At 64.6% G+C, this 11,073-nt stretch carries 12 protein-coding genes; 9 read left to right on the top strand and 3 right to left on the bottom strand.

Annotated features, from left to right (window positions below):
- From B3D39_RS15135 to B3D39_RS15120, 4 genes are all read left to right on the top strand, one after another.
- A partial coding sequence (locus B3D39_RS15135) for a circularly permuted type 2 ATP-grasp protein (RefSeq protein WP_286789848.1) occupies nucleotides 1-210 on the top strand: 210 nt, incomplete at its 5' end.
- A 4-nt stretch (nucleotides 211-214) separates the two neighbouring features.
- Nucleotides 215-1,177, top strand: a complete 963-nt coding sequence (locus B3D39_RS15130; protein WP_078520529.1) for an alpha-E domain-containing protein — start codon at nucleotides 215-217, stop codon at nucleotides 1,175-1,177.
- Complete coding sequence (locus tag B3D39_RS15125; protein ID WP_078542114.1) at nucleotides 1,174-1,986, top strand: transglutaminase family protein; 813 nt, start codon at nucleotides 1,174-1,176, stop codon at nucleotides 1,984-1,986. The genes B3D39_RS15130 and B3D39_RS15125 overlap by 4 nt, the downstream gene beginning before the upstream one ends.
- A gap of 32 nt (nucleotides 1,987-2,018) precedes the next feature.
- On the top strand, nucleotides 2,019-2,744 hold the full coding sequence (locus tag B3D39_RS15120; protein WP_078548680.1) for a peptidase: 726 nt from the start codon (nucleotides 2,019-2,021) through the stop codon (nucleotides 2,742-2,744).
- On the opposite strand, the gene B3D39_RS15115 is transcribed toward B3D39_RS15120, so the two are convergent.
- Nucleotides 2,725-3,708, bottom strand: a complete 984-nt coding sequence (locus B3D39_RS15115; protein ID WP_286789847.1) for an alpha/beta hydrolase — start codon at nucleotides 3,706-3,708, stop codon at nucleotides 2,725-2,727. The two genes, B3D39_RS15120 and B3D39_RS15115, sit on opposite strands and share 20 nt — an antisense overlap.
- Complete coding sequence (locus B3D39_RS15110) at nucleotides 3,708-3,995, bottom strand: SCP2 sterol-binding domain-containing protein (RefSeq protein WP_078542112.1); 288 nt, start codon at nucleotides 3,993-3,995, stop codon at nucleotides 3,708-3,710. Before B3D39_RS15110 ends, B3D39_RS15115 begins: the two co-directional genes overlap by 1 nt.
- Before the next feature lie 134 nt (nucleotides 3,996-4,129).
- Here B3D39_RS15110 and B3D39_RS15105 point away from each other — a divergent pair, with 134 nt between their 5' ends.
- From B3D39_RS15105 to B3D39_RS15085, 5 genes are all read left to right on the top strand, one after another.
- Nucleotides 4,130-4,633, top strand: a complete 504-nt coding sequence (locus B3D39_RS15105) for a tetratricopeptide repeat protein (RefSeq protein ID WP_274961838.1) — start codon at nucleotides 4,130-4,132, stop codon at nucleotides 4,631-4,633.
- Between the two features lie 19 nt (nucleotides 4,634-4,652).
- Nucleotides 4,653-7,484, top strand: coding sequence for a helicase-related protein (locus B3D39_RS15100; protein ID WP_274961837.1), 2,832 nt, complete (start codon nucleotides 4,653-4,655; stop codon nucleotides 7,482-7,484).
- A gap of 9 nt (nucleotides 7,485-7,493) precedes the next feature.
- Nucleotides 7,494-7,784 carry an RNA-binding S4 domain-containing protein gene (locus B3D39_RS15095; protein WP_078600379.1) on the top strand — a complete coding sequence of 97 codons (291 nt, stop codon included), beginning with the start codon at nucleotides 7,494-7,496 and terminating at the stop codon, nucleotides 7,782-7,784.
- 101 nt (nucleotides 7,785-7,885) lie between these two features.
- The gene (gene fdxA, locus B3D39_RS15090) at nucleotides 7,886-8,224 is read left to right on the top strand and encodes a ferredoxin FdxA (RefSeq protein ID WP_078520521.1); all 339 of its coding nucleotides are present in this window, start codon (nucleotides 7,886-7,888) and stop codon (nucleotides 8,222-8,224) included.
- Between the two features lie 320 nt (nucleotides 8,225-8,544).
- Nucleotides 8,545-9,054: a CarD family transcriptional regulator gene (locus tag B3D39_RS15085; protein ID WP_075774088.1), complete on the top strand. Its 510-nt coding sequence runs from the start codon at nucleotides 8,545-8,547 to the stop codon at nucleotides 9,052-9,054.
- A gap of 78 nt (nucleotides 9,055-9,132) precedes the next feature.
- On the opposite strand, the gene B3D39_RS15080 is transcribed toward B3D39_RS15085, so the two are convergent.
- A complete protein-coding gene (locus B3D39_RS15080; RefSeq protein ID WP_274961836.1) occupies nucleotides 9,133-11,025 on the bottom strand; it encodes a monovalent cation:proton antiporter-2 (CPA2) family protein in 1,893 nt (630 codons plus the stop codon).
- Nucleotides 11,026-11,073 lie beyond the last annotated feature (48 nt).

Here is an 11,073-nt window from a genome sequence, read left to right as displayed (position 1 = left end):
CAGCCGACGCTAGCGCTGTCGACCACGCCGACCTTCGTGGAAGAGGGCGTGGCGCCGCGTCACGTCGATCTGCGGCCCTATTGCCTTGTCGGCGAGAAGGTCGAGCTGGTCCCCGGCGGGCTGACCCGCGTCGCGCTGACCGAAGGGTCGCTCGTCGTGAACTCCTCGCAGGGCGGGGGCGTGAAAGACACCTGGGTTTTGGCGGAGTGATCGGATGCTGAGTAGAACCGCTGAAAACCTGTTCTGGGTCGCGCGCTACATGGAGCGCGCGGAGACGATGGCACGGCTTCTGGAGGTCGGCGCGCGGATTGCGTTGACGCCCTCGACCGGGCATGGCTACCGCTCGGAATGGGAGAGCCTGCTGCAAGCCTCGGGCACCGCCGACGGCTTCTCCGAGAAATACGGCGACCCGGTGCAGCGCAATATAGAGAGCTACCTGTTCTTCGACCGCGACAATCCGTCCTCGGTGGTGTCCTGCATCGAGCGGGCACGGGAAAACGCCCGCATCGTGCGGACGGCGATCACCGGTCAGGTCTGGGATACGCTCAACACCGCGTTTCAGGAAATCCGCCAGATCGAGCGCCAGCCGCGCTCGGAATGGGAGATTACCGAGCTCTGCGAATGGGTGGCCCGGCAATCGGCGCTGCTGCGCGGGGCGATGGACGGCACGATGCTGCGCAATGACGGGTTCTTCTTCATGAACCTCGGCTATGCGCTGGAGCGGGCGGACAACACTGCGCGTCTGATCGACGTGAAGTACTTCGTGCTACTGCCCTCGGTGGAGATGGTGGGCTCCGGCCTCGACAACTACCAATGGCAGGTGCTGCTGCGCGCGCTGCAATCCTACCGGGCCTTCCACTGGGCCTATGGCGGCGAGCTGACGGCGTCGAAGATCATGCATTTCCTGATCCTCAACCCGGCCAGTCCGCGCTCGCTGATTTCGGCCACGCGCAAGGCGATGCACCATCTCGACAATCTCGAAAGCTTCTACGAGGTCGAGCCGGGCACCGGCCTGCCGCAGATGCGCGCCAAGGCGATCATGACCGAGCTGAACCAGACGCAGGTCGCCGAAATTATCGACGAAGGCCTGCATGAGTTCCTCACCCGCTTCATCGGCGAGGTCGGGCAGCTTACCGCGCTCGTTCAGCAAACCTACTTGTCGGGAGATGCGCGATGATCCTCACCGTCAACCATGTCACCACCTATGATTACGACGCGCCGATGGGCGCTGCGGTGCAATCTTTGCGCATGTTCCCCTCGCGCTTCGAGGGCCAGCGCGTGATCGAATGGGACGTCTCGGTCGAAGGCGGTCTCCGGGGCGGCTCGTTCCGCGACGGCGCGGGCGACCGGGTCGAGGGCTGGTCGATCCGTCCGCCGGTCGACGAGGTCGCGATCACCGTGAAAGGGCAGGTCGAAACTTTTGATACCTCGGGCGTGCTGCGCGGCCATCGCGAGCTGGTGCATCCGATGGCGTATCTGCGCGAGACCGTCGCGACCTGGATCGACGACAGTCTGGCGGCGCTGGCGGAAGAGGCCGTTGCAGGGGCCACGGAAGATCTCAACCGGGCACATCGTCTGAGCGCAGCGATCTCCGAGGCGATCGCTTACAAGCCGGGTGCCACCCATTCGCACACCACCGCCGCCGAGGCGCTGGCGCAGGGGGAGGGGGTCTGTCAGGACCACGCCCACGCGCTGGTCGCCGTCGCCCGCTGCGTCGATCTGCCCGCGCGCTATGTCTCGGGCTACCTCTTCGCGACCGATGACGGCACGCCGCACGAGGCCGCCCATGCCTGGGGCGAGATCTGGGTCGCGGGGATCGGCTGGATCGGCTTCGACCCGGCGAACAAATGCTGCCCCGATGAGCGCTACATTCGCCTCGGCTCCGGTCTCGATGCGCGCGAGGCTGCGCCGATCCGTGGCATCACCCAAGGCTCGGGTGAGGAGCGACTGCACGTCACAGTTGCCTTGGACCAAGTCCAGCAATAGATTGCGCGCTTGTCAGGGATCAGGGAACGAACATGACCTATTGCGTAGGCCTCTTGCTGAACGAGGGGATGGTGCTGCTGTCGGACACGCGGACCAACGGCGGGCTCGATAACATCGCGACCTATCGCAAGATGTTCACCTTTGAAGAGCCCGGCGAACGGGTGATCGCGATCATGACCGCGGGCTCGCTCTCGGTGACGCAAACGACGCTGGCGCGGCTGCGCGAAGCGGCGGACGCGAGCGACGCGACGGGCGACAGCTCGATCATGGAAGCGCCTACCATGCTGAAAGTGGCCGAGATTATCGGCAACACGATGGCGGGTGTGCGCAAGGACATCACGAGCCGGATGGATGCCGAGCGGGTCTCGACCTCGGCCTCGATGATCGTCGCGGGTCAGCGCGCGGGCGGCGAGATGCGGATGTTCCTCATCTATCCGGAAGGCAACTTCATCGAGGCGACCGAGGACACGCCCTTCCTGCAGATCGGCGAACATAAATACGGCAAGCCGATCCTCGATCGCGTGGTGCGCCCCGAGACCAACCTGATCGACGCTCAGAAGGCGGTGCTTCTGTCGATGGATTCGACGCTGCGCTCGAATCTCTCGGTGGGGATGCCGCTCGATCTGGCGGTGATCAAGAAAGACGATTGCCGGATTTCCAGCCAGCGCCGCATCGAGGCGGGCGACAGCGATTTCGCGGAAATGTCGGAAGCCTGGTCGAACGCGCTGCGCGACAGCTTTACGCAGATTCAGCTTTGACCGGTTCGCGGGCTTCCAGCCCGTCCGCCGCGTCGAACAGCGCGGCGCAGCCATCGTAGAAGCGTTTCCGCGTCGCGGGAACTTCCATCATCAATTCGTGCTCGGCGCCGGGAACCACGTCGAGTGTGCCCTTCGGCCAGCGCCCCATCCGGTCATGGACCGCGGGCGTGTGCACGATCTTCTCCACGCCGCCCAGGCCGCAATAGCAGGGCAGGTCGGGGGAAGGCAGCGCCGCCAGCGCCTCGCATTCCAGCAGACTCTCGGCAACCCAGTGGATCGTCGGGCCGGCCAGCGTCAGTTCGGGATGTTTCGCGGCCTGCTCGACCAGCCAGGCCCACATCTCGGGATCGCGGGTCAGGCGGTTCGACTCGAAGCTGTCGCGGTAGACATAGGTGGTGCCGTTCATGCCGGGCGGATATTTGTTCGCAAGGAAACCTTCGCCCAGAAGGTTTGCCAACACGATCCGGAACGGGTGCAGCAGGGCCGAGGTGGCGATCCCCCACATCGGCGCAGAGAACGCGACCGCGTCGAAGCGATGGTGCTCGTGCATCACCGCGCGCAGCGCGATCGCGCCGCCCATCGAGTGGCCCACGATGTAATAGGGTTGCGGCAGGCCCAGCTCGTCTGCGGCGGCGATCACCGCGTGCAGATCCCACTGGTAATCCTGCAAGCCGCCGACATGGCCCTTTTCGGGCGCGTCAGGCAAAAGCCGGTCGGCTAGGCCTTGCCCGCGCCAGTCGATGGCGAGCATGGCATAGCCCCGGGCCGCGAATTCCGCGGCCGCAGGGCCGTATTTCTCGACATATTCGGTGCGTCCGCATCCCAGAAAGACCGTGCCGCGTGGTTGGGGCGGTGCTGGCCAGTGTGCGAAACGTATCCGCACACCATCTTCCGCCGTCAGCCAGTAGGCCGCGCCCCCCTCGGGGCCGCGCGCGATCTCTTCGAAAAGCGGGGCGCGTTCCATCAGGCGAGTGCCGCACCCAGCTGCATGGCGAGGCCCATCGAGCCGTCGACCGAAAGCTTGCCGGACATGAAGGCCGCAGTCGGGTTCACATCGCCGTTGAGCATGCCTTCGAAAGTTTCGCGGTCGGCGGTCAGAACCACCTCTGCGTCGTCGTCGCCTTCACGAACGCCGTTCTCGTCGGCAATGATCGAGCCTTCGTCCTCGATCACGAATTTTGCAGTCGAAGAAAACCCATCGGGCAGTTTCGCCCGCAGTGCCTCAACGGCCTTGTCGATAACCTCGCTCATCGCGTCCTCCAAATTTGATGGCCGGGCTCTCGCATTCTCCGGCAATTGCATTACAGTCATGATTTATGTGGCAGCGATTTGACAGATACAAATGTGTCGTCACGGCATTTTGCTTTTCGGCGATGCTGGGAACAATGGCGGCATTCCCCGCCAGCGCCGAAACCGCGGGGCTCGAGCCCTATTTCAAAGAGTTGGCCGATCCGAACGATCCGGGCTGGTCGCGGGCCGAGGCGGACATCCGCAGGGCGTGGTCGCGCTCGGGGTCTGCGGCGATGGATTTGCTGTTCAAGCGCGGCGAGGACGCGCTGGACGCGGGCGATACCGAGGCCGCGATCGAACATTTCACGGCGCTGACCGATCATGCCCCCGATTTTGCCGCTGGCTGGAACGGGCGGGCGACGGCCTATTTCATGGCCGGACTCTACGGGCCCTCGGCGGCGGATATCGCACGTACCCTGAAGCTGGAGCCGCGTCATTGGGGCGCGCTTGCCGGGCTGGGGGCGATCCTCGAAGAGATGGGCGACGACAAGCGTGCGCTTGAAGCCTATCAGAAGTCTTTTGCCTTGAATCCGCATCAACAGGATGTGAAAGACGCCATTGCGCGCCTCGACGAGGCGCATCAGGGCACGGCTCTCTAAGGGCTGGAACGGAGCTGCGATGCAAGGCGGGCGGATCACGGCCGTTCTGGGGCCGACCAATACCGGCAAAACCCATTACGCAATCGAGAGGATGCTGGCGCATCGGACCGGCGTCATCGGGCTGCCGCTGCGGCTCTTGGCGCGCGAGGTCTATGACCGGATCGTGGCGCAGCGTGGGCCGAGCGTGGTGGCGCTGGTCACCGGCGAAGAGCGGATCGTGCCCGAACGCACGCAGTACTGGGTCTGCACGGTCGAGGCGATGCCGACGGGGATCGGTGCGGACTTCCTTGCCATCGACGAGATCCAGCTCTGTGGCGACCCCGAGCGCGGTCATGTCTTCACCGACCGGCTGCTGCATGCGCGCGGGCTGCACGAGACGCTGTTCCTCGGCTCCGAGACGATGCGGGGGGCGATCGCCGCCTTGGTGCCGAAGGTGCAGTTCACGAAGCGCGAGCGGTTTTCCGAGCTGACCTATTCCGGCTCGAAGAAAATCTCCCGGATGAAGCCGCGCTCCGCCATCGTCGGGTTTTCGGTCGAGAATACCTATGCGATCGCGGAGCTGATCCGCCGCCAGAAGGGCGGCTGCGCGGTGGTGATGGGGGCGCTGTCGCCTCGCACCCGCAACGCGCAGGTCGAGATGTATCAGAATGGCGACGTGGATTATCTGGTCGCCACCGATGCGATCGGGATGGGGCTCAACCTCGATATCGACCATGTCGCGTTTTCGGCGACGTCGAAATTCGACGGGCGGCGGATGCGTCCACTCTTTCCGCATGAGCTGGCGCAGATCGCGGGCCGGGCAGGGCGCCACACCACTGACGGCACGTTCGGCGTGACCGGCGAGGCGCGCCCGCTGCAGCCCGAGGTGATCGAAGCGGTCGAGAACCATCGTTTCGCGCCGCTGCAGCGTCTGCAATGGCGTAACGCGCGGTTGGAATTCGGCACCGTGGACCGGCTGATCCAGTCGCTCGACGCGCGGCCAGAGGGCGAATGGCTCACCAAGGGGCGCGAGGCGGACGATGCGCGCGCGCTCAAGGTGCTGGCTGACGATCCGGCGATCCGCGACCGCATTACCAGCCCAAAGGATGTGCAACTCCTCTGGGATGTCTGCCGAATCCCCGATTTTCGTTCGATTTCCGAGGCCGAACATGCAACGCTTCTGGCGCGCATCTTCGAGTTCCTGCAATCGGGCAAGGGCGTGCCCTCGGACTGGCTTGCACGTCAGATCGAGCGTATCGACAGGACGGGCGGCGATATCGACACGCTCTCGCGTCGTCTCGCCTTCATCCGCACATGGACCTATGTTGCGCAACGCAAAGGGTGGGTCGATGATGAAAGCCATTGGCGCGAGGCGACCCGCGCTGTAGAAGACCGCCTGTCGGACGCGCTGCATGGCGCGCTGACGCAAAGATTTGTGGACCGGCGCACCTCTGTGTTGATGCGCCGGCTCAAGCAGAAGGAGACCCTCGTGGCCGAGGTGAACGACAAGGGCGAAGTGACGGTTGAAGGCGAATTCGCGGGCCGTTTGGAAGGATTCCGGTTCAAGCAGGACGAGACCGGCTCGCCCGACGAGGCGAAGATGCTTGCCCGCGCGGCCTACGAGGCGCTTGCGCCCGAGTTCAGCCTGCGCGCGGACCGCTTCTACAACGCCCCCGATACGGAGATGGATTTCACCGAGCAGGGCGGCCTGATGTGGGGCGAGACCGCTGTCGGCAAGCTGGTGAAAGGGCCCGATCTCCTGAAGCCGACCGTGCAGGCGTTCGTCGATGACGAGGCGGGTGCGGATGTGGCCGAGAAGGTCACACGCCGTCTGCAGCATTTCATCGACCGCAAGGTCGCAGCCCTGTTCGAGCCGCTTCTGGCGATGAGCCGCGACGAAGAGCTGACGGGGCTCGCCCGTGGCTTCGCGTTCCGCATGGTGGAATCGCTGGGCATCATCCCGCGCGAGCAGGTCGCCGCCGAGGTTAAGGATCTCGATCAGGACGCGCGCGGCAGCCTGCGCAAGCACGGCGTGCGCTTCGGCCAATACACGATCTTCATGCCCGCGCTTCTGAAGCCCGCGCCGACGCGGCTGCGGCTGGTGCTGGCCTCGCTGTGGTCGGGCGCGGATGAATTCCCCGAAAGCCCGCCTCCGGGCCTCGTGACGATCCCGAATATCGACGCGTTTGATGCCGAGACCTACCGTCTGTCGGGCTACCGTCCCTCGGGCGCGCGGGCGATCCGCATCGACATGCTCGAACGTCTCGCGGATCTTCTGCGCACGCAGGACAGCCGTGGCGGGTTCGAAGCCAATCCGGACATGCTCTCGATCACCGGCATGACGCTGGACCAGTTCGCCGATCTGATGGGCGGTCTGGGCTACAAGGCCGAGAAGGGCGAGCGCGCCAAGGTGAAGGCCGCCGATCTCGAGAAGGCCGAAGAGCAAGCCGGTGCCGAGGCGCTCAAGGCCGAGCAGGCCGACGAGGCGAAAGCCGAGGCTGGCGGCGGCGAGCAGCCTGCCGAGACCCATCCCGAGGCGGAGGCTGCGGCCGAGGCCGGCGGCGACATGGTGGCAGCCGATGACGTGACCAGCGACGAGGTCGAGGTGTTCTACACCTTCACCTGGGCGCCGCGTCCGCGCGGCAACCGTCCGCCGCGCCGCGAGCAGGGCCAAGGTGGCAAGCCCGGTGGCGAACGTGGCGAGCGCAAGGGCGGCGGCAAGCCGCATGGCAAGCGCGACGGTCACAAGGGCAAGAAGGGTGGCAAGCCGCAAGGCGCGCGCAACTTCGAGGCCCGTCCGCCGAAGAAGGACAAGCCGGTCGATCCGGACAACCCCTTCGCAGTTCTGGCTGCCCTCAAGGACAAGAAGTAACGACTCGCCATGGCTGACGCGCCCGAGCGCATCCGCATCGACAAATGGCTCTGGCAGGCGCGGTTCTGTAAGACCCGCGGCCTCGCGCAGGAGCTGGTGCAGGGTGGCAAGGCGCGCGTCAACGGTCAGCGCATCGACAAGCCCGGCCGGGCGATCGGTCCGGGCGATGTGCTGACGCTGCGACTCGGCAAAGGGCAGGATGCGCGGATCTGCGTTTTGCGGGTGCTGGACTGCGGCACCCGGCGCGGTCCGGCGGTCGAGGCGCAGACGCTTTATGCATTGCTCGAACCGGAAGGCTAAGCTGTGAGGAATGCCGCAGCGAAAAGCTCGGGCTCTCTCTTGAAAGAGGGGGCATCCCCCGCTAGGACGGGTCAGGAAGCTGTTCAATCGGGGTTTCACCAATGACCTACGTCGTCATCGATAACTGCATCAACTGCAAATATACCGACTGCGTCGAGGTCTGCCCGGTGGATTGCTTCTACGAGGGGGAGAACACGTTGGTGATCCATCCTGACGAATGCATCGACTGCGGCGTCTGCGAGCCGGAATGCCCCGCCGATGCGATCCGTCCGGATACCGAGCCGGGAATGGAATCCTGGGTCGAACTCAACCGGAAATATTCCGAGCTCTGGCCGGTGATCACCCAGAAGAAAGATCCGATGCCGGATGCCGAGAAACACGACGGCGAGAGTGGCAAGCTGGAGAAGTATTTCTCCGAGGCGCCCGGCGAAGGCGACTGACGGGTCGGTGATTCTGACCAATTTGCCCGATTCTGAGCGAATTGGGGCGGTTTACGCTGCGGCAAAGTGTCAAAATGCGCTGCATAACCCACTGAAATCGTGTGATATTACACATGCGCGACAGTAACGCGCTTTGAAATGCACGCGTTTTTTGCTATATTACTGTTACAAAATGAGTTCGACCCCACCTTTTGCGTCGCCTGCTCGCCCGCAAAAGAGATCTCGTGACTGACTGACGAACGCGGAGCTATTCAGCCCCGTGGGCGTCGTATGCTCGCTGGATACCGGGGTTCGTGACCGGCTGCAAGGAAACGAACCGCATGACCAAGACCAAGAAGACCGAATTCCGCCCCAATGATTTCGTCGTCTACCCGGCGCATGGCGTGGGGAAAATCATGTCCATCGAAGAACAGGAAATCGCCGGGCTCAAGCTCGAGCTTTTCGTGATCTCCTTCGAGAAGGACAAGATGACCCTGCGTGTGCCGACGCACAAGGCGACCGAAGTCGGGATGCGCAGCCTCTCGTCGCCTGACATGGTGACCAAAGCGCTTGAGACCCTCAAGGGCAAGGCGAAGGTCAAGCGGGCGATGTGGTCGCGCCGCGCGCAGGAATACGAACAGAAGATCAACTCGGGCGATCTGCTCGCGATCGCTGAAGTGGTGCGCGACCTGCACCGCAGCGACGATCAGCGCGAGCAGTCCTACTCGGAGCGTCAGCTCTATGAAGCTGCGCTCGAGCGTCTGACCCGCGAAGTCGCCGCCGTTTCGGGCACCGACGAAGAGCGTGCCGCGAAAACCGTCGACGAGGTTCTGGTCGGCCGCGCCGCCTGATCCCGACACTAGCGGAACTTTTCCAACGCGAGGCTTGCGAGCCTCGCGTTTTTTCATGTGCGCAGGGCAGGGCGAGGCTCAGGCTTCGGGGCCGGTCTTCTCGCTGCCCGGTGCCTCGCGGTCGCTCTCGTCGCGCTCGCCGCGGCGGCGGAACTGCTCCATCATCGCAGCTTCCAGCTCGGCGTTGAGCTCCTTCGTGCGCGCGATGTAATCGGGGTTCTGCTCCACCGGGACGCCCGGCTTCCAGACCTGCGCCAGATCGCGTACCGCGGCCCGGTCGAGCTTGAAGAACAGCTTCTCAAGCTCGGAGGCCTCGAAGGCCGAGAGCCCCGCATTCTCCAGCACGTAGCGCCCGGCGCGCAGCGAGCTGTCGAACATCTCGCGCACGATGTCATTCGCGCCCGCCCGATACAGGTCGAACACATGCGTCCGGTCGCGGGCACGCGCGACGATATGCAGATCGGGCCGGATCCGGCGCGCATAGGCAACCAGTTTCGTGGTGTTCTCGCGCCCGTCCAGCGCCACCACCAGCACACGCGCCTGATTAATCCCGGCCGCGGCGAGCAGATCGGGCCGCGTCGGGTCGCCGAAATAGCCCTTGAAGCCGAAGGTCCGCATCAGCTGGATCGTCTTGAGATCGGCGTCCAGAACCGTCGTGCGCATCCCCGACATCGTCACCAGCCGGTTCACCACCTGACCGAAGCGGCCCACCCCCGCGATGATGATCGGCTGCTGCTCGTCGATCGCGTCTGGGTCCGGGCCGGGGGGCTTGCGCAGCCGCAACCCGATCTGCTCGTGCAGGATGAACAGCAAGGGCGTGATCAGCATCGACAGCGCGATCACCACCAGAAGCTTCTCGGCCAAGGCGTTGGGCAGGATGCGTTGCCCCACCGCGAAGGAGACCAGCACGAAGCCGAATTCCCCCGCTTGTGCGAGGCTCAGGGTGAACAGCGAGCGATCCGGCCCGCGGATCTTGAACAGCACCGAGAGGCCGTAAAGCACCGCCGATTTCAGCGCGACCAGCAGGAAGACCAGCGCGAAGATATTGGCGGGCTGCGCGGTGATGACGTCGAAATTGATGCCCGCGCCCACGGTGATGAAGAACAGCCCCATCAGCAGCCCTTTGAAGGGCTCGATGTCGGATTCCATCTCGTGCTTGAACTCGCTATCGGCCAGCACGACACCCGCGAGAAAGGTGCCAAGCGCGGGCGAGAGGCCCACGAGGTTCATCAGGCTCGCGATGCCCACCACGATCAGCAGGGCCATCGCGGTATTCACCTCGCGCAGCCGCGCGCCTTGCACGAAGCGGAAGAGCGGGCGCACGAGGTAGTGCCCCATCAAGACGGTGAGGGCGACGGCTGCCAGCGTGATCACGGTGACACCCCAGGCGGGCAGCGAGTCGATAAGGCGAGCCACGACGTGATCGCCATGCCCCGCCTTGGCCACCGCGCGCGCGCCGGGCAGGGCCAGAAGCGGCATCAGCGCCAGCATCGGGATCACCGCGATATCCTGCGTCAGCAGCACCGCAAACGATGACCGCCCGCCCGCTGTCTGCATCAACCGCTTTTCATTCAGCGTCTGCAGCACGATCGCGGTCGAGGACAGCGACAGCGTCATCCCGATCGCCAGCGAGACGCGGAAATCCTCGCCCATCGCCATGACGATCACGGTGACGAGGATCATCGTAACCAGCACCTGCAACCCGCCAAGGCCGATCAGCTTGTCGCGCATTGCCCAAAGCGCGCGCGGCTCCAGTTCCAGCCCGATCAGGAACAGCATCATCACCACGCCGAATTCCGCGAAGTGCTGGAGGTCGGTCATTTCCGCGCCGGAGAGTCCCGTGGCGGGGCCGATCAGGATGCCCGCGATCAGATAGCCCAGCACCGAGCCGAGGCCCGCACGCGTGGCCAGCGGCACCGCGATGACCATCGCGAGCAGGTAGAACGTGGCTTGGAACAGAAAGCTTTCCATTGGCGGCTTGCATCCTTGGGCGGGTGCGCGGGGGAGGAGCGCGACGCG

It is taken from the genome of Thioclava sp. UBA3469, from assembly GCF_002378135.1.
Taxonomy (GTDB): domain Bacteria; phylum Pseudomonadota; class Alphaproteobacteria; order Rhodobacterales; family Rhodobacteraceae; genus Thioclava; species Thioclava sediminum.
This window is presented reverse-complemented; position numbering and strand designations above follow the sequence as displayed.